12 protein-coding genes are annotated in these 19,739 nt (G+C 66.5%); 4 read left to right on the forward strand and 8 right to left on the reverse strand.

Translation table 11 applies throughout. The annotated features are described in order from the left end of the window. Positions 1-144: 144 nt before the first annotated feature. From J0I47_RS11660 to J0I47_RS11685, 6 genes are all read right to left on the reverse strand, one after another. Positions 145-1,203 carry a LacI family DNA-binding transcriptional regulator gene (locus J0I47_RS11660; RefSeq protein ID WP_294047162.1) on the reverse strand — a complete coding sequence of 353 codons (1,059 nt, stop codon included), beginning with the start codon at positions 1,201-1,203 and terminating at the stop codon, positions 145-147. Then, complete coding sequence (locus J0I47_RS11665; protein ID WP_294047163.1) at positions 1,203-2,705, reverse strand: tryptophan halogenase family protein; 1,503 nt, start codon at positions 2,703-2,705, stop codon at positions 1,203-1,205. Before J0I47_RS11665 ends, J0I47_RS11660 begins: the two co-directional genes overlap by 1 nt. Before the next feature lie 5 nt (positions 2,706-2,710). Next, a complete protein-coding gene (locus J0I47_RS11670) occupies positions 2,711-3,745 on the reverse strand; it encodes a cupin-like domain-containing protein (RefSeq protein ID WP_294047164.1) in 1,035 nt (344 codons plus the stop codon). Continuing rightward, positions 3,738-4,457: a SapC family protein gene (locus J0I47_RS11675; RefSeq protein WP_294047165.1), complete on the reverse strand. Its 720-nt coding sequence runs from the start codon at positions 4,455-4,457 to the stop codon at positions 3,738-3,740. The genes J0I47_RS11670 and J0I47_RS11675 overlap by 8 nt, the downstream gene beginning before the upstream one ends. Next, positions 4,457-5,974: a tryptophan halogenase family protein gene (locus J0I47_RS11680; RefSeq protein ID WP_294047166.1), complete on the reverse strand. Its 1,518-nt coding sequence runs from the start codon at positions 5,972-5,974 to the stop codon at positions 4,457-4,459. Before J0I47_RS11680 ends, J0I47_RS11675 begins: the two co-directional genes overlap by 1 nt. 110 nt (positions 5,975-6,084) lie before the next feature. Then, positions 6,085-9,150, reverse strand: coding sequence for a TonB-dependent receptor (locus J0I47_RS11685; protein ID WP_294047167.1), 3,066 nt, complete (start codon positions 9,148-9,150; stop codon positions 6,085-6,087). Between the two features lie 215 nt (positions 9,151-9,365). On the opposite strand from J0I47_RS11685, the gene J0I47_RS11690 reads away from it, so the two are divergent. Both J0I47_RS11690 and J0I47_RS11695 read left to right on the forward strand, forming a co-directional pair. Further along, positions 9,366-11,618, forward strand: coding sequence for a beta-glucosidase (locus J0I47_RS11690; protein ID WP_294047168.1), 2,253 nt, complete (start codon positions 9,366-9,368; stop codon positions 11,616-11,618). Positions 11,619-11,707: 89 nt separating this feature from the next. Further along, positions 11,708-12,901, forward strand: coding sequence for an MFS transporter (locus J0I47_RS11695; RefSeq protein ID WP_294047169.1), 1,194 nt, complete (start codon positions 11,708-11,710; stop codon positions 12,899-12,901). Between the two features lie 8 nt (positions 12,902-12,909). Here J0I47_RS11695 and J0I47_RS11700 read toward each other — a convergent pair whose 3' ends face one another. Further along, on the reverse strand, positions 12,910-14,541 hold the full coding sequence (locus J0I47_RS11700) for an adenylyl cyclase (RefSeq protein WP_294047170.1): 1,632 nt from the start codon (positions 14,539-14,541) through the stop codon (positions 12,910-12,912). A gap of 397 nt (positions 14,542-14,938) precedes the next feature. Here J0I47_RS11700 and J0I47_RS11705 point away from each other — a divergent pair, with 397 nt between their 5' ends. Together J0I47_RS11705 and J0I47_RS11710 are read left to right on the forward strand one after the other, a co-directional pair. After that, on the forward strand, positions 14,939-17,404 hold the full coding sequence (locus tag J0I47_RS11705; protein WP_294047171.1) for a TonB-dependent receptor: 2,466 nt from the start codon (positions 14,939-14,941) through the stop codon (positions 17,402-17,404). A 324-nt stretch (positions 17,405-17,728) separates the two neighbouring features. Next, positions 17,729-19,438, forward strand: a complete 1,710-nt coding sequence (locus tag J0I47_RS11710) for a methyl-accepting chemotaxis protein (protein ID WP_294047172.1) — start codon at positions 17,729-17,731, stop codon at positions 19,436-19,438. A gap of 130 nt (positions 19,439-19,568) precedes the next feature. Here J0I47_RS11710 and J0I47_RS11715 read toward each other — a convergent pair. Next, a partial coding sequence (locus J0I47_RS11715) for an alpha-hydroxy-acid oxidizing protein (protein WP_294047201.1) occupies positions 19,569-19,739 on the reverse strand: 171 nt, incomplete at its 5' end.

The raw sequence follows: 19,739 nt of genomic DNA on the forward strand, positions 1-19,739 counted from the left end.
AGAGACGCTTTAGCGGACTTTGATACATTCGAAGAGCACAGTCTTAATTACGCTACCTAGCCGAAAATTTCGAATTGAAATGGTGACCCGTGCGCCAGTCGTCCGACATAATCATACTCTATATCTTAATTATAGTTCTATAACCTATTCGGTTTCCCTGATAGCTGTAGTTGAATTCCTGACTTCTACACGGGCAGGTACGACGATCGGTTGGCTACCATCGACCTGTCCGGCCTGGTCAGCGATAATCAGTTCAACCGCTTTCGCACTCACCTCCGCGATCGGTTGGACGACGGCGGTCAGGGGGGGGTGTGCGAAGCGGACGATCGGCGTGTCGTCGAAGCTGATGAGCGAGAGGTCGGCAGGCACCTCGATGCCGCGTTCGCGCGCCAGGGCGAGCGTCGCCAGCGTCATCTGATCGTTGCTGGCGATGATCGCGGTCGGCGGGTCGAGGGCGTCGAGCAAGGCCCGCGCCGCCGCCGTCCCCGACGCATAGCCGAAGTCCCCTTGCGCCAGCAGACCGTCGGTCGCCAGGCCTGCCGCCGCCATCGCGCCGCGCCAGCCATCGACGCGCCAGCCGCTCAGTTCGAAATCGTCGGGCCCGGCGATGAAGCCGATCCGTCGATGTCCCAGGCCGACCAGATGCTCGGTCGCCAGCCGCGCGGCGCGTTCGTCATCCATTGTCAACGCAAAGCCGGGGCCCGGCTTGACCGAACCGATCCGCGCGAAGCTGATCCGATGCTCTGCAAGCAAGTCGATGATGAGCGGATTTTCCGAATGCGGCGGGGTCAGGATCACGCCGTCGGGCTGAAGTGCGGCGATCGCGGCGAGCAGTTCGCGCTCGATATGGTCGCTATGCGTGTCGACCAGTTCGACGATCATGCGATAGCCGTGCCTGGCGCAGGTCAGCATGCCGCCGAGCAACATCTGATCGACCCAGTCGGTGCCTTCGCGCGATTGCCAGCCGGCGATCGTCCGCTCGCGGTCGTTGAGCGCGAGGATCAGGTAGGAGCGCGAGCCGCCCATCCGCTGCGCTGCGATCGACGGCACGTAGCCGAGCTTGGCGATCGACGCCTGCACCCGCTCGATCATTTCCGGGCGGACATTGGGCTCCTTGTTGATGACGCGGCTGACGGTCTGCAGCGACACGCCCGCGTCCGCCGCGACATGCTTGATCGTGACCGATTGCCGGCGCCGCGCCATCAGCCCTGCGCCGCCGCGACCGGGCGCCGCGCGCCGCAATAATTGGCGACATAGGCGGCATGGTCGGGCAGGCCGGCGACCGTCCGGCTGACCGTGTCGCGCAGCATCGCCAGCAGCTTCGCCAGTTCGTCGTCGCGCAGTTTCTCCGCGATCGGATGATGCGATTGCGGCATGATCCCCTGCCCCAGCATCACCTGCACCCAGCTGTTTTCCGCGAACAGTTCCTCGTGACGGCGGAAGACGCGGCCGGTCTCGCGGAACAGTTCGATCTTCTGCGTCAGGCTGTCGGGGATCGGCATCGCGGCGCAATACCGCCAGAACGCGCTGTCGCGGCGGTCGGTCGCCTTGTAGTGCAGGATCAGGAAGTCGCGGATCTGCCGCATGTCCTCGTCCTGCTGGTCGTTAAACTCGGCGATATCGCGCGGCGACACGTCGCCCAGCGGCATCATCCGCAGCAGCCGCAGCACCGCGCGCTGGATCAGATGGATGCTGGTCGATTCGAGCGGTTCCATGAACCCGCCCGACAGCCCGATCGCGACGCAGTTGCGGTGCCATTGCCGCCGCCGCGCACCGGTCGTGAAGCGGATGACGTTCGGCTTGGTCAGAGCCTCGCCCTCGATATTGCCGAGCAGTCGGTCGAGCGCCGCATCCTGCGCGAGGTAACGACTGCACCACACCAAGCCGTTGCCGGTGCGATGCTGGAGCGGAATGCGCCATTGCCATCCTGAATCGTGCGCGATCGCGCGGGTATAGGGGACCGGCGGCCGGACATTCTCGGTCTGGAGCGCGATCGCGGAATCGCACGGCAGCCAGTGCGTCCAGTCGTCGAACCCGGCGTGGAGCGCGCCCTCGATCAGCAATGCGCGGAAGCCGGTGCAGTCGAGAAACAGGTCGCCCTCGATCCGCGTACCCGCCTCCAGCACCAACGCGGCGATATTGCCGCTCTCGCCGTCGAGCTCGACCTGCGCGATCTTGCCTTCGACCCGGCGCGTGCCGTCGCCCTCGGCCATGGTGCGCAGCATCTTCGCGTAGGCCGTCGAATCGAGCTGATACGCATAATTCATGGCATCGTCGGGCAGGTGGGCGAACTTGCCCTGCAACGCGGCGACCAGTTCGAGGCAGTAATCGTCGTAGGGCTGGTCGTGGCCCTTGGTCAGGCCATAGAGCCAGAAATGCTGAAATCCCGCCGACCAGTGATCCTTGCCCGTCAGGCCGAACGAGTGGAAATAGCGGTCGCCGACATTCTTCCAATTGTCGAACAGGATGCCGAGCTTGAACGTCGCGTTGGTCGCCCGCATGAAATCGGCTTCGTTGATGCCGAGCAGCCGGTTGTAGGTAATCATCGGCGGGATGGTCGACTCCCCAACCCCGATCGTGCCGATGGCGTCGGATTCGACCAGCGTCACTTCAGCGATGCGGCCCATCGTCCGTGCGATCGCCGCGGCCGCCATCCAGCCGGCGGTGCCGCCGCCCGCGATCACGATCCGGCGCGGCCGGGCCATCCCACTCATCGGCTGAGCTGCCGCAGGAGGAAGGCGCGGATCAGGCCGGCGGTCGTGGCGTCGAGCGGATCGAGGATGCTGCGTCCGCCCTCGGGAATGTGCGCGACCACATCGTCATCGTTGTCGAACACGTAATAGTCGAACAGATCGCGCCAATACGCCTTCTGCGCCGACGGCAGGTCGCGCACGGCCATGATCGCGTGGTTGAGCGCATCCTGCGGACTGCCCAGCCAGCGCGGCGTCTCGCGCCACCAATAGTTCACCAGGACGTTGAACGGCGCCAGCCCCTCGACATGGTGCCACCACATCGACGGGATGTAGAGCGCGTCGCCGGCATCGAGTTCGGCGACCTGCGCGTGCGCCAGCGCCTCAGCGAAGCGGGGGAAACGATCGGAATCGGGCGCGTGGAAGTCGACCATGCTGACGGCGCGCCCGGCCGGAGTGTTGTCGATCGGGCCCAGATACAAGTTCCGGAACTGGTCGTGCGGGAACAATGTGAACCGCCGCAGCCCGACCGCGACGCAGGCGAGGTTGGACGGGATGTCGTTGTGCGCCGCGACCCGGGTCCGCGTGCCGATCCAGATGCTCTCGAGCAGCTGGCGGTCGCCGAGATCGAGCCGGTTCTCTTCGTGCAGGCCGGCGAAGAAACCCTTCACGTCGATCGAGGCGAGGTAGACGGGCGGCGCGTCGGGCTTGTGCTCGAACTGGTCGATCTGGCCGAAAATGTCGGCCAGTCCGGCGCGGATGGTGCGAAAGTTCATCGCCATCGCATCGTCGTAGAACAGCCGGCCGCCATCGGTGGTCGGCTGGCCGACCGATGCCGTGAACGGTACGCCGCGCGCCTTGCTCAGCAGATAGGCCCGTGCATCGCGGGTCGAGCGTTTCCCGGCCTGGACCAGTGGCCAGTCGGCGACCAGCCCGCGCACCACGAACGGCTCGGTCGCGCTGCGCAGGCGCGCGTCGAGCTCGGCGGCATCGGCCACCGTCACGTCCGGAATGACGGCCAGCGCGCCGAAGATGCCGGGATCCGCCTCAGCCATGACCGACCCTGGCGTTCTTGCGCGCGATCAGTTCGGGAATGTTGGACAGCGAGGCGAGCGCCATGAACACCGGCAGCAGATAACCCGCTTCGTGCAATTCGCCGAGTGCGGCCGCATCGAGCCGCTGCAACCGGTCTTCGTCGATCGCATGATACCCGACGAGCCGGTTGGTCGACCGATCGGCCAGCGTGATCTCGAGCGTCAGCGGTTCGAGCAGGTCGTGGCGGGTCAGCGTGGCGAAGAAGTCGTCCAGCTCCTGCCAGCCGGCGTCGAGTTCGCCGAGCTGCCCGGTGATCGCCTCCAGATAGGGCGACGGGCGGCCGAGTTCGTCGAACACGCGGATACCCTCGCCGCCGGTTGCGATGCGCGGGCTGTCCAGGTCGAGATGGACCTGCTTGTCGCCGCCTTCCCGCGCCGGATGGCCGACCAGGAACGGCTGGATCTGCATCGCGAGCGGACGGTAGCGCGCGTCCCAGCGATCCCCATCGAGAAACAGATTCTCCCCCGCCTCGAACCCGAACAGCGCCAGCGGCTGGAAACGATCGCGCTCCGGGGTCAGGCGGAACAGGATCGGATAGTCGTTCTGCACCCGGCGGAACTCGCTCGGCACGACGATGCACGACATTACCGCGTCGCCTTGTGCGGCACCGTGCGCGGGCGTGATGCGCAGGTCGCGATGATCGTCGGTCGAGAGAATGGCGTGGTTGGCCATCAGCGATGCTGCTCCTTGGGAATCGGTGGCTGCGCGGCGCGGCACGCGTCGAGATAGGCGCGGATCGGCGGCAGCGAAGCGGCGAGCGCGTGCCCGCGTTGCGCGACCGCGGCGAGCGACGGCGGAGTGCCGACGGCGATCGGCCCGGCGGCGGGGAGCGGCGCGCCCATGCCGTAGAGGACATATTGGTAGCTCGCGGCGGGGAACACTTCGTCGACTATCGGCAGATCGGCGCGGCTCGGCGGACGATGGCGCCACAACGTCAGCAGGTCGGCGAGGCGCGGCGGCACCGAGGCGGCGGCACGATGGTCGCGCCAATAGGGTTCCTCGCGCCGGCTGAGGACGTAATGCAGCTTCAGGAATTCGACGATCCGGTCCCAGCGATAGCGGAACAACGTATTGAAGCGGTCCGCAATCAAGCCGATCGTCGCGCGCGTCGGCCAATCGTCGAGTAACGCGTCGAGCGACAGCTCGATCGTGACGATCGCCGACGCTTCGAGCGGTTCGAGAAACCCCGCCGACAGGCCGACCGCCAGGCAATTGCCGCGCCAGAACCGCTCGCGATGGCCGGAGCGGAAGGCCAACCGACGCGCGGCGGGGGCCTCCGCGACCCCGAGGTATCTCGCCAGCGTCGCCGCCGCCTCGTCGTCGCTCATGTGTGCCGAGGAATAGACGCAGCCGACGCCACGGCGGGCGGGCAGGCCGATGTTCCAGATCCAGCCCGCTGCGTGCGCGGTCGCATCGGTCTGCGCCGTGATCGCGCTGTCCGGGGCGACCGGCACCTGCACCGCCAGCGCGCGGTCGTTGAACAGGACATCGCCGCGATCGACGAACGGGATGTCGCCGACCAGCAGCGCGGCATGGCCGGTGCAATCGAGGAACAGGTCGCCCGCGATCGCGCCGTGCGCGCGCGTGCGTACGGCGGCGACATCGCCGCTCGTCACCCGCTCCACCTCCGTCACGTGATCGCGCACATGGCGGACGCCGAGCCGCGCGGTCGCATGGTGCCGCAACAGCGCCGCCAGCTTGCCGGAGTCGAGATGATAGCCGTAGTTCAGCGCCCCCGCATAATCGGGCATCGCCCGCTGGCGTGGCGCGAGCCCGAGGCGCGCGACGCGCGGCTGCGGCGACACCGCATCGGCAAAGGTGCCGCCCTCTGCCTGCCATGCGGCCAGCAGAGCGCGGCCGTCGCCGTCGACCGGCGGCGTGAAGGGGTGGAAATAGGCATCGTCGGTCTCACCGGTCGCCCAGCCGATAAACCGCGAGCCATGCTTGAACGAGGCGTCGCAGGCGGCGAGGAACTCCGCCTCGCCGATGCCGATCCGCTCCAGCGTCCCGCGCATCGTCGGCCACGTGCCCTCGCCGACGCCGATCGTCTCGACCTCCGGCGATTCCACCAGCGTCACGGTGAGCGGCGGCGTCGCGTCCGGCCGCACCGCGGCGGCGATCCGACACGCCGCGAGCCAGCCGGCGGTGCCGCCGCCGACGATCACGACGTGAGAGATGGCCGTGTCCACGCAGGCTGGTCCTGTCCTACCGCCACCCGACCGGCAGCGCCGTCACTTGTGCCGCCGCCATCGACAAAAGGCCATCCCCGCGGGGAGGAATGCGGGGATGGCTAGCCGGTTCAGAACGAGAAGCGGGCACCGAGCGAGTAGCGCGCGGCCTGCTTCTGGACGAAGTTGATGGCCTGGTCGGAGCGCAGATGCCCGCTGCGATCCTCCCCGGTCACGTTGATGCCTTCGAAGAAGACACCGATGTTCTTGGTGATCGCGTAGCTCGCGCTGACGTCGAGCTGTCCATACGGATCGACGTATTGCGGGTCGGTCGAGCCGCCGGCGAAATAGCCCGCGCGCCAGTTGTACGCCGCGCGCGCCTGGATCCCGTTCTTGTCGTAGAACAGGACCGCGTTGGCACTGTTCGAGATGCCGGCGACCGCGAACTGCGCGATCGTATGCGGGATCGTGTTGTTGAACTTCTGGTTGGTGTTCACGATCGTGTAGTTGAGGATGACGCCGAAGCCGGTGTGCCAGAAATTGTGCTGGATGCCGAATTCGAAGCCGTCGATCGTCGCCGTCTGGTTGCTGTTGTACGGCGTGCTGATGACGAAATTGACCAGCGGATCACCCGGCCCAGCGAGCAACTGACCCAGCGGCCCGACATATTGCGGGTAGTTGGTCTGATAATATTGCTGGATCTGGAAGAACGTGGCGTTCGGGCCCAGCGCGTTCAACGCCGCCTGATACCGCGGTCCGTTCGTCGTCACGCCGTTGACGGTCGTGGTCGGCGCCGCGACGTTCGGAATGGTCGTGTTGAACTGCGTCTGGCCGATATAGTTCGACACGTGCTTGTTGAAGTAGGCGACCGAGAGGAAGCTCTCGTTGCCGTAATACCATTCGGCCGACAGATCGATGTTCTTCGACTTGTACGGCACGAGACCCGGATTGCCGACCGACCCGCCGCCGCCGCCGATGCGGAACAGCGTACTCAGGTTGCGGCCACCTTGCAGGCTGCCGTAATCGGCCCGCGTGATCGTGTGGCTGTACGACGCGCGCAGCTTCACGCCGTTGAGCGGCTCGATATCGAAATCGACCGCGGGCAGCCAGTTGTCGTAATTGCCCTTGAACGACGTGAAGCCCGAACCAGAGAACAGCACGTTGAACTCGTTCTGCGAGTTCTGCTGCCCGCCGACCGGTGTCGGCACCAGCGCGCTCGCATTCACTTGGGTGTTCTCGTAGCGGATGCCCGCGATCAGGTGCCCCGGTCGCGAGAACAGTTCGAACTTGCCGTTGAACTGGAAATAGGGCGCCAGCGTGCGCTCGTGAATGCGCGAGTCCGTGGTGTAGGGCAGCAGGCAGGTGAGCGTGCCGCCGCAAGTCTTGTAGGCAGCGTCGGTCAGCTTCAGCGCGGTCGGCAGGTCGAAGGTGTAGAACTGGCTGACGATGTTCGAGTTGTTGGCGCCGCTGATCCCGGAGAATTTGTCGGGAATGCTGACGAGGTGGAAGATGCTGTCGGGCAGGAGCGCGGCCGCCGCGGCGCGCTGCGCGATGGAGCTGCCGCCGGCGCCGCCCCAAGTGTCGTTCTGCAGGACGCTATAGGCCGAGCGGACCTGATTGTCGGTATATTCGAAGCCCCAGTCCAGGCTGTCCATGAAGCCGTGGCCGTTGTCGTAATGCCCCTTCAGCGAGATCTGGTTGATCCGGTCCTTGAAGTACGAATTGCGGAAGGCGTTGCCGGTGGGCACGATTAGCGACGCGTTGAGCGGATCGATCCCGGGATACATGTTGAACGAGATGACCGGCAGCTTGTTCTGGAAATTGATCGTCTGGCTCTGCACGCCGAAGATGGCGGTGCCGAACGAGTTGCTGTTGCCGTACGGGCTGTCGGGCTTCGACTCCGCGGTCGAGTGATGCGCGTCCAGCGTGATGGTGACGCCGCCCGGTCCCTTCCACACCAGGTTGCCGCCGAGCGACTTGTTCTCGCTGCGATAGGCGGTTTCCGACGCGGAATAGGCGAGATCCTTGTACGCCGAGTTGACGTTCTCCGCATTCTGCGCCGCGGTCAGGGTCGGATCGTAGGCGGGCAGGCCGAAGCGTTCGGTGTAGAAGTTCGCGCCCGCGACCGGCCCGTTGGTCCACGAACTCGACGTGTCGCCATGATTGTACCAGATGCCGACGCTGTCGTCGCGGATGTGCACCGTCTCGCGCGAATAGGTGTAGTCGATCGTGCCGGTCAGATTGTCGGTCGGGCGGAATTGCAGCACCGCCTGGCCGTTGATGCGTTCACGCCGGCCATCGACAATGTCGTAGCCGCCGTTCTGCGGCACCTGATAGACGTCGTTCGGCCCGGGACGGTTCTGGATATTGGCGTAGCGCGAGTCGCCGGGCATCGCGAGCGAGCCCCAATTGTTTTCGGACCCGAGATACCCCTCGCGGAACCCGATATTGGCGGCGTTCTGGCTGAACCGGCGCAACTGGTAGCTGCCGTCGATCAGGATGCCGATCCGGTCGTCGGCGAAGGTGTCGGAAATGATCCCCGACACTTCCGGCGTGACGTCGACATGGTTGTTCTGCGACGTGTCGTAATCGCCCCGCGCGCTGATCGACCCGCGCAGGCCCATCTTGTCGAACGGCCGGGGCGTACGGATGTTGATGGTCGAGCCGATGCCGCCGGTCGGGATCGTCGCGCGACCCGATTTGTACACTTCCAGCGCGGCGACGCCTTCCGACGCCAGGTTGGAGAAGTCGAACGACCGCGAGACGGGCGCGCTGTTGCCGTCGCCGATGATCGACGTCGGCATCTGGCGGCCGTTCAAGAGGACGAGATTGTATTCGGGCCCGAAGCCGCGAACGGTGACGAACTGGCCCTCGCCGTTGGAGCGGTCGATCGACACGCCGGTGATGCGCTGGAGCGACTCGGCGAGGTTGGTGTCGGGAAACTTGCCGATCTCCTCTGCGGAGATCGCATCGACGACGCCCTGCGCATCGCGCTTGAGCTCGAGCGACTTGCGAAGGCTGGCGCGGATGCCGGTGACGACGATGTCGGCGTTCGCGTCGCCGCCTGCCTGGCTCTGGTCGGGCGTGGGAGCGGGCGGCGCATCCTGCGCCACTGCGACTCGCGGTATGGCCGCCAGACCGATTGCCGAAACGCCCAACAACAGCCGCGACAGCGTGCCGCTCGAGATGCCCCGCATTCAAACTCCCCTCTTTTATCGCGATTTTCGGCTCGCGCTTTTTTGATAACGTTCACATGATCCGGCCCAATCCCACTGTCAATAGTGGTCGATCAATGTCTTGAGAACGTTCTCAAACTGTGCTTTCCATGTGACATCGGCTGATCCAAGGCCGTAGACGTCACGGGAACGCGACCGAAAGATTGGCGCGCGGCTCAGCGCGGGGGAGAGAAGGAATGTCCAGGAAAATCGCCGCCGCGCTGATCGGCACGTCGCTCGTCGCCGCGGCCAGCGCGCAGACCCATCGATCCGCGAAACCCGCCGTCGCGACCGCCCGGCATGACGCCCGCGCCCGCGCCATGGCGATCGTCGCGCGCATGACGCTCGATGAAAAGATCGCGCTGCTCCACGGCCTGTTCCCGCCGCTTGCGGCCGGCAAGACGACCAACGAACTGGTCCCGTCAGCCGGGCACATCGACGGCATCCCGCGGCTCGGTATTCCGTTGATCCGCGAAAGCGACGCGTCGCTCGGCGTCGCCAATCAGGTCGAGCAGCGCAAGGGCGACGTGGCGACCGCCCTCCCCTCCAGCCTCGCGACGGCCGCGAGCTTCGATCCGGCGATCGCGCGCGCCGGCGGCACGATGATCGGCGCCGAAGCACGCGCCAAACGGTTCAGCGTCCTGCTCGCCGGTGGCGTCAACCTGACGCGCGATCCGTGGAACGGGCGCAACTTCGAATATCTGGGGGAGGATCCGCTGCTCGCCGGCATCATGGCGGGCGCGCATATCGCGGGCGTGCAGTCGAACCATATCGTCTCGACGATCAAACATTACGCGATCAACGCGCAGGAGACCGGCCGCACGATCGCCGACGCGCGGATCGGCGAGGCGGCGCTGCGGATGAGCGACCTGCTCGCGTTCGAGATCGCGATCGAGCGCGGTCATCCCGGGTCGGTCATGTGCGCATACAACAAGCTAAACGGCGACTATGCCTGCGAGAACGAGTGGCTGCTGAACCGCGTGCTCAAGCGCGACTGGGGCTATCGCGGCTGGGTGATGAGCGACTGGGGCGCCGTCCATTCGACGGTGAAAGCGGCCAATGCCGGGCTCGACCAGCAATCGGGCCAGGAACTCGACAAGCAGATCTATTTCGGCGCCCCGCTCAAGGCGGCGGTCGAGGCAGGTCAGGTCCCGATGGCGCGGATCGACGACATGGTCGCGCGCTACCTGACCGGCCTGATCGAAACCGGGGTGTACGATACGCCGGTGCCGACCACGCTCGGCCCCATTCCCTACGCCGCGCATGCCGATGTCGCGCAGCGCGCCGCCGAGGCCGGGATCGTGCTGCTCAAAAATGACGGTCGTCTGCTGCCGCTGGCGCGGACCGCGAAGCGCATCGTGCTGATCGGCGGCCATGCCGATGTCGGCGTGCTGTCGGGCGGCGGATCGAGCCAGGTCCGCTCGGTCGGCGGCGCGCCGGTCGAGATCCCGCTGACGTCGGGTGCGGCGATGTCGTTCGCGCGCGTGACGTACCACGCCTCCTCCCCGCTCAAGGCGATCCGCGCCGCGATGCCGGGCGCCGACGTGACCTATGTCGACGGTCGCGACGTGGCGGCAGCCGCCGCGGCGGCGCGGTCCGCCGATGTCGCGATCGTGTTCGCGACGCAATGGACGACCGAGGCGGAGGATGTGCCCGACCTCAAGCTCCCCGACGATCAGGACGCGCTGATCGCCGCCGTCGCCGCCGCGCAGCCGCGCACCCTCGCGGTGATGGAGACGGGCGGGCCGGTGCTGATGCCGTGGATCGACCGCGTGCCCGCCGTGCTGCAGGCGTGGTATCCGGGCCAGCGCGGCGGCGAGGCGATCGCGGCGATCCTGAGCGGTGCGGTCAATCCGTCGGGTCACCTGCCGATCACCTTCCCGCGTTCCGCCGACCAGCCGCCGCGCGTCGCGCCGGTCGGGCTCGACACGCTGACCGGGCTCGCCGCGCAAGCCGCCGCCGATCCCGCCAAGGCCGGTCAATACCAGTTGCAGAGCTTCCCGATCGATTATGTCGAGGGCGCCAATGTCGGCTATCGCTGGTACGAGCAGCGTCGCCTGACGCCGTTGTTCGCGTTCGGTCACGGGCTCAGCTACACCAGCTTCGCCTATCGCCGCCCGACGGTCACCGGCGGCGCCAGGCTGACGGTGTCGTTCGACGTCACCAACACCGGCACGGTCGCGGGCGTCGACATCCCGCAGGTCTATGTCGCGCGCGACGGGTCGAGCGATCCGATGCGCCTAGTCGCGTTCCAACGCGTCACGCTCAAGCCCGGCGAGACGTGCCGCATCACGCTGACCGCCGAGCCGCGCGTCGTCGCCGATTACGACCCGGCGCTGCCGGGCTGGCGGATTGCGGCCGGTCGCTATCGCGTCGCGGTGGCGCACGACGCGGCCGACCGGTCGATGGTGGTGACGACCACACTCGGGGGAGCCCGGATGAAACCCTGAAGCCGATCACCCGACAGGAGTTGCGGACAAAGCGCGACCGTCGCACAACGCCGCACGACGATGTCGCTCCGTCTGCCGCCAGCTTTGCCGTGACGCCCTCCGGCCCGTCGCGTCGCTCGACCGGTTTCCTGCTGGTCTATGCGCTTGCCAATGCCGGCGGCGTCATCGGCTTCCTGCCGTTGCTCAGCCTGTTGCTGCCGATCAAGATCGAGGCGGTCGCGGGCGAGGCACGGCTCGGCCTGTTCACCGCGACCGTGATTGCGGGGTCGATCGCCGCGAGCATTTCCAACGTCGTCGCCGGCTGGCTGAGCGACCGATCGGTCGCGGCGGGACGCGGCCGGCGCGGCTGGGTGGCGGGCGGCGCGGTCGCGACCGCCGTTTCCTATGGCGGCATCGCGATGGCGACGACGCCGACCGCGATCGTCGTCGCGACGGTGGCGTTTCAGGCGGCGCTGAACACCGCGCTAGGACCACTGGTCGCGATCATGGCCGACGAAGTCCCCGACGAGCAGAAGAGCTTCACCGGCGGTCTGCTCGCGCTCAGTAACCCGGTGGCGTCTGGTGTTCTCGCGCTCGTGATGAGCCTCGGCCCGGCGAGCGAGGCAGCTCGGCTGGCGCTGGTGGTTGCGGCATTCGCGATCTGCATCGCGCCAATCCTGGCGACCCGAACGCACCTGCTGCCGGCCGAGCCGAATGCGCCGCCGCGTGCCGCCTTGCGCCGCGACCTGGCCGCGACCTGGGCGGCGCGATTGCTCGTCCAGCTCGCCGGCGCCGTGTTGTCGCTCTATCTGCTCTATTATTTCGAGAGCATCGCGCCCGCCGAACCGCGGGCCGACCTCGCCGCCAGTGTCAGCACGCTGCTGACGGTCGGTTTCGTGGTAGCGTTGCCGATCGCGATCCTGTTCGGACGGCTGTCCGATCGGCTCGACCGTCGCAAGCCCTTCCTGCTTATCGCCGCGGCAGTGACCGCGCTCGGCCTGAGCGCAATGGCGGTCGCGCACGACTGGCGCGCGGGGGCGATCGGGTTCGTGCTCTACGCGGTCGGCGTCGGCGTGTTCCTGCCGCTGCAAAACGCCTTTTCGATGCAGTTGCTGCCCGACCCACGCCATCGCGGGCGCGATCTCGGGCTGCTCAACCTGACCAACACCCTGCCCTCGCTGCTCGGGCCGTTGCTGACTTGGCTGCTGGCGACGCCGCGCGACTTCGGCACATTGCTGCTGGTCCTCGCCGTGCTGGCGATGGTCGGCGGCCTGCTGCTGCTTGGCGTGCGCAACCGGCGCTAGGGCCAGCGCTAGGGATAATGCCGCAGCGTCTGGCGGATCGCGCCCGCGCGCGCCGCGTCGCCGGCGTCGTTGACCAGATGGGCGATCGTTCCCTTGCCGCCGCCCAGCGAGATTGTCGTGATGTCGGTGAAGCGCACACCCGGCCGTCGCGGCGCGACGATCGCACTCGGCACGACGATCGCGGGGTCGGCCGTGAAATTGGCGTAGATGCCGAGCCCGGTCGCCTGATGCTCCCGCACATGGTCGGCAACGCGATAGGCCGTCCAGTCGTGCGGCGACCCAGCGCGATAGGCGGCCTGGCTCGGCGGGTCGTAGGGCAACTCGTTCTGGAAGAAATAGGTACGTCCGCGCTCGCCGTTCCATGCCACGTTGTCGCGCCGGAAATGCTCGACGAACAGGCCGTACATCGTGACGTCGTGGCCATTGACGACCAGCCCGCGATCGGCGGTGCTTTCGTCCCAGCCGACATGGACCCGGACGTGCGCGCGGTCGCCATGATCGGCGCGCCAGATCCACAAATGGTCGCCGATGACTCCGCGGCTGTTGATCTCCAGGCACGTGTCCGCCCTGCCGACGGCGGCACCGCCGACGCGGAAGAACACGTCCGCAAGCAAGGTCGGATCGGCGCGGTGGTCGCGTGACGATCCGCGCGGACCGATTTCCATCAGCACCGGGGACGACTGCGCCCCGGCATCGATCAACAGGCCGGCGATGCTGACGCCGGGCACATCGGCGACGGTGAGCGCCGGGGCGCCACCGTCCGCGCGCAACGTCGCCAGACCGAGGCCCAGTACGACGGTGCCGCCCCGCGTCACGCGGATCGGCTCCGTCAGCGGATAGATCCCCGGCGTCACCAGCAGATGCAGCCCCCGCCTCAGCGCGGCATTGATCCGGCGCGCGGTCATGCCGGGGCGAGCGATGAAGAACCGCTCCAGCGGGAGCGTCGTCCCACTCGCCGTGCCGGTCCAGCCGGGTCCGCGAGCGTCACGGCGCAACGACGGGACGAACACGCCCCATGCGCCACGCGCGCCAACCGTCAGGAACGGCTTTTCGCGGATCACCCGGACATCGGACACGGTCGTGATCGGCGGCTCCGGAAAGGTCGTCGGCGGCGCACCCTCAACGCCCAGGAACATCATGTTCCAATTCGCGCCGTGCCAGCCGCCGATGGTGCTGGCGCGCGTGAACCATTGCTGCTGACTGCCCGACCGTATCGTCCCGCCGATCCGGCAATCGGCGATGAAGCCACCGCTCGACCATCCCCCGTCGTCTAGCGCCAGGTTTCCGGCCAGATGGATGCGCCGATAGGGCGCCGCCTGCGACACCGCCCAGCGATCGGCGCCGTCGGGCGGGCGAACGGTCAGATTCTCGGCCCCGCGCCAGAAATTGACCAGCGCCATGCCGCCGTTCCAGTCGGCTTCGGCATGGACATGGCCGGCGATATCGACCTCTCCCGGCACCCGGCCCAGCCCCGCGACCTGCGTGTAGAAACCGACATTGACGTCGCACGCATATCGCCCGGGCTTGAACAGGATCGCGTAGCGCTCGTCGCCGAACTCGGCCCGCTCCATCCGACCGAAAATCGCGTCGATGCGACGCTGGATGTCATCGGGTCGCATCGACGCATCGACGATCAGCACGTTCGGCCCTAGGTCCGGCTGAGGCGAACCGGGCGACGCAACGGAACGCCCGACATGCCCCCCGGCCGCGAACAGCGAAAGCGCAACGACGGTAGACCTTCGATCAATATCTTGATGCATGGCCGCGCATTCAATCACTTGGCGGCTGGATCGCCAATACCCTGTGTCGGGAAAAGCACGGTCGAGGGCAGGTCGGTGTGTTTCAGCGCGTCTCGATCGCCAGGCTGTCACAGATCCTTCGCGCAATCATCATGCGACCGCCATGGAGCGAGGCTAGCGGCCCCTAGAATGCTCAAAATGAGCATCTATCCGGGGAAAAAACATGTCGTCAGGTCTCGCCATCCGCGCTGCCGTTTCCGTAAGCGCGCTCGCCGTCGCGCTGTTTTCGGTTCCCGCAATGGCGCAGGACGCCGCGCCGGCGACGACCCCGCCGGCAGACAAGGCGGCCGATCCCGATACGATCGTCATCACGGCCAAGTCGACCCGATCGGCGACCGCCATCCCGCAGTCCGAAATTCAGAAGATCCTGCCCGGTGTATCCCCGCTCAAGGCGATCGAGACATTGCCGGGCGTGCTTTATATCACGGCCGATCCGTGGGGGAATAACGAGCAGAACGCGCAGATCTTTATCCACGGGTTCAATTTCCAGCAGCTCGGCTACACGATGGACGGGATCCCGCTGGGCGACCAGAATTACGGCAATTACAACGGCCTGTCGCCGCAACGCGCGGTCATTTCGGAAAATGTCGGTCGCGTCGTCGTGACGACGGGGGCCGGCGACCTCGCCACGCCGTCGAGCAGCAATCTGGGCGGCACGGTCGAGACCTATTCGGCCGAGCCGCTCCATCGCCTGGGGCTACAGGCCAATGCGACGGTCGGCAGCTACAGCACGACTCGCGGCTACCTCCGCCTCGACATCGGCGACAGCACCAATGCGGGCTACGTCTCCGGCATGCGCCAGCGCGCCCGGGCCTGGGACTTCAACGGTTATCAGCAGGGCTGGCAGGCCAACGCCAAGTTCGTCCATGACGACCATATCGGCAAGCTGACCTTGTTCCTCGACTATTCGGACAAGCAGGAACCGAACGAGGACGCCACCGTGTTCCGCGTGCCCGCGACCAATGCGGTGCAAGCCTATCTGCCCTATACCCGGCCATTCTATTATGCCGACCTGACGGGCGTCCGCGGCTATATGGACGCGTTCGGCAATACGCCGGCGGCGGTCGGCAGCAATTATCGCAACTATTATTCGGATGCGCAGCGGACCGACTGGCTTGGCTATGGGCGCTACGACGCGCATCTGGCGAAGAACGCGACGTGGTCGACGACGGGTTACTACCATCACAATGACGGCGTCGGGGTCGTCGCCGGGCCGCTCGGCCAGTCGATCACGGTCATCCAGGCCTATCTGGATCCCAATTACGCGACCGACTGCCATTTCGGCGGCAACAGCAATGGCGCGTTCGCGTCGAGTTGCACGACGATGACGAGCACACAGGCACAGACGCTGGGCAGCCAGTTGGTCGCCGCGACCGGCGGTTCCGGCCTAGTGACGCGCACGACCGAATACCGGATCGACCGGGCGGGCGTGATCTCCAGCCTGGATGTAACGCTGGGCGATCACCAGATCGAGCTCGGCGGCTGGTTCGAACGCAATTCTGCGACGCAGTGGCGGCGCTGGTACGCGGTGCCGCTGGCGAGCCCGGCGATCAGCACGCCCTATATCCGCCCGCGCAACGTCGAAGCACCGCTGTTCACGCAATACCAGGGCGAAGCGCGCGTCAATACGCTTCAGCTCCACGTGCAGGACCATTGGCAAGCGACCGACCGCCTGTCGATCGAGGCCGGGGTCAAGACGAGCGCGCAATGGGCCAACGGCTATTATCTCGTGCAGCCGGTGGCGGGCTCGCTCTCCGGCCTGACCGGCGGCTTACCCAGCGGCCGGATCAGGACGCTCAACTGGTTCCTGCCCGCGGTCGGCGCGACCTATGACGTCAACGGGCACGAGCAACTGTATTTCAACGTGCAGAAGAACCTTCACCAGTTCATGACCTATCTGGGCGGCGGGTCGATCTCGCCATGGTTCACCGGCAGCCAGGCCGCCTTCAACGCCGTCGCGCAGCAGGGTCGCCCCGAAACCAGCTGGACCTATGATGCGGGCGTGCGCACGCGGCGGAGCTTTGCCGGCGCGCTCCGCGGGTTCGAGGCGCAGGTGAATTATTACCACGTCGTCTTCAGCGACCGGCAACTCGGCATCTCGACCAACCCGGGCGGCATCGCGGGCGGCGCGATCACCGGCGGCACCTCGATCCTCGTCAATGCCGGCGCGGTGCATACCGACGGCGTCGACGCGGCCTTCACGTGGCGGTTCGGCCGAACTTTCTCGCTCTACAATGCGACGTCGTACAACCTGTCGACCTACAAGAGCGACTATACCTCGACCGCGAGCGGGATCGGCGCCGCAACCGGGACGTGCATCGGCGGCTTCGCGGTCGTGTCGGGGGTCGTGCCGACCTGCGGCAAGCAACTGCCCGGTGTGCCCAAGTTGATGAACAAGACGGTCGCCACGCTCGACGTCGGCCCGTTCGAGGCGCAGCTGGTCGGAGATTTCGTCGGCAAGCGGTTCGCGACCTACACCAACGACACCAGCGTGCCGGACTATTTCCTGACGTCGCTCCGCCTTGCATTCCAGGTGCCGACCGACGTGCTGCACCTGCGCAAAGCCGAGATCAGCCTCAACGTCACCAACCTGACCGACGAGAAGGGGTGGTCGACGGTGTCGATCGGCTCGGCGAACAACAGCTATTCGGCCTATCCGATCCCGCCGCGGCAATTCTTCGTCACGGTATCGGCAGGGTTCTGAGCGGGCATCGGTCACCGGATCCGATACGAACGATTCGCTGACCGACGACTGGCGTTCGATCTCGGTGGTCACGCGGCATCGTAGAACTTTACGGCGTCTCTCGACGGTAACGCGCGGGGTCGAAAATCGCGGGGTCGCGATTAACCCTCCGATCGCAATGATTTAGATTGCTCGGACGGCAGACAAGCCATCGCCAATGACAGTTTTATTACAGTAAAGTCCAATCTTTTCAGCAAGTTGATTACGTGGTTCTAACCATTCGGCGGTACCGGCCGCGACGATTGGTCGGGGGGTTCGATGTTGGGGCGAAGTATCGTCGCGCGCATGCTGTTGCCGCTGGTTATCATGGCGGCCCTGGTCGCCGCGATCGTGGCGAGCGAGCGGCACGGGCGGCACAGCATCGCGCTGGCGCAGGAGTCGGTGCAGGCCCAATTCACCCGTTCGCTGCAATTGACCGAATTGCGCGCGACGAGCCGAGCGCTGCAACGCGATGCGCTCAACCTGCTGACCGAGCGTGATCCCGCCGCCCTGAAGGAACTGGGCGAGCGCTTCGCGCACCGCTACGTCGATTTCCGGCACGGCCTCGATACCTTCACACCGCGCGATGCCCGCGACCGCGCCTATCTCGCCACGCAGCGTGACGTCGCGGCGCATCTGGCAACGGTGCGGCAGGCGGCGGCGCGTGATCGCGTCGGTGCCCTCCGCCTGTTCCAGACCGTGCTGCGCCCCAGCGAACGACAGGCGTCCAAAGTCGCCGACGCGATGATTACGGCGGACGTCGCCCGGTCCCATAGCCTGGCGAGCGAGCAGCAGGAGCTCGAACGGCAGGTCGACCGGCAAAGCGTGATGATCGCCGTCGTCCTGACCGTCATCGCCGTTTGCGTGGCGCTGTGGAGTACCTTCTCCACCGTGCTGCGGCCGCTTCGCGAGATCGGCGACGCGATGCGCGGACTCGCCGGCGGGGATGCGGATATCGACATCCCGCATCGCACACGCCGCGATGCTATCGGTGCGATGGCGCGAGCAGTCGAGGTTTTTCAGGCCGCCGCACGCGATCGCGACACGTTGCGGGCCGCCGCCGATCGTGCGCACAACGAGGCGACGGCGCTGGCGCAGGCGCGCGAGGCGCACGAGGCCCGTCAGCGCGCCGACGATCGCCGGCGCGCCGAACTGGACTTGCAGCGCCGTGCGATCGCGACGGAAATGGCGGCGATGATGGAAAGCAGCATTTCCACGGTGAACGAAAAGCTGCGCGCATCGGCGTCGCGCGTGTCGAAATCAGCGGATAGCGTCGCCCTCAACGCCGGCGCGGCCGGCCGCAACGCCTCGCGAACCGCTCGCTCCGCCGACCGAGTCAGCAACGATCTCAACCAGATGATCGCGGGCAGCGACATGACTACGCGATCGATGACGCATCTGCACGACGAAACTCGTCTGGTCGGAATGGCGACGCGAGCCGCGAGCCGGCGAGCGGACGCGGCAATCGCCGAAATGAACGCGATGATGGCGCATGCCGACCGCGTCGGCGCGATGGCCGAACTGATCCGAGCGGTGGCGCACAAGGCGAACCTGCTCGCGGTCAACGCCACGATCGAAGCGGCGCGCGTCGGCGAGGCGGGGCAAGGCTTCGCCGTGGTCGCCAACGAGATGAAGGGGCTGGCACGACAGACCGCCGACGCCACCCGGCAGGTCGATCATCAGGTCGAAGCGATCCGCGAGACCGCGATCGCGACGCGGCAATCGCTCGGCGAGATCGGCGACGCGGTCAATACGGTGGAGCGGCATGCCGCGCTGGTCGATGAGGCGGTGGAGGATCATCGCGCGAACAGCGCCGAGCTGAATCGCGGCATCGGTGTCAGTCTCGAACTGCTCGAATCGGCGCACGCGGAGATGCGCGAGCTGACCGCGACGGCCGACGCGACGGTGACGCTGGCCCATTCGCTCGACAGCGAGGCCAAGTTATTGGCGGCAGACGCCGACGAGGTGGACCTGGCGTTGCGGCGCGTGGTCGACCATTTGCGCGCTGCGACCTGATCGACGAGTAGGCTACGATCGAGGTGCGAGTGCATGGCGAGGCGCCATGCCGAGAAAATCCGCGCCCCATGCACCGCCGGACCAATGCAGACGCGCGGGCACCCGATTTATCTGGGCAGCGGCCCGAACGTTATCTTCCCGGCTCGACCAGGATCGACTGGTCGATCGAAGCGATGTCGCGGACGCCGGTCAGGGCCATGGCGACGCGCATTTCCTTCTCGATGAGCTGTAGCAGATTCTCGACGCCGGCCTTCCCACCGGCCGCCAGCGCGTAGAGCCAGGCGCGACCGAGCAGGACGCC

The sequence above is a fragment of the Sphingomonas sp. genome (genome assembly GCF_017304635.1).
Classification (GTDB): domain Bacteria; phylum Pseudomonadota; class Alphaproteobacteria; order Sphingomonadales; family Sphingomonadaceae; genus Sphingomonas.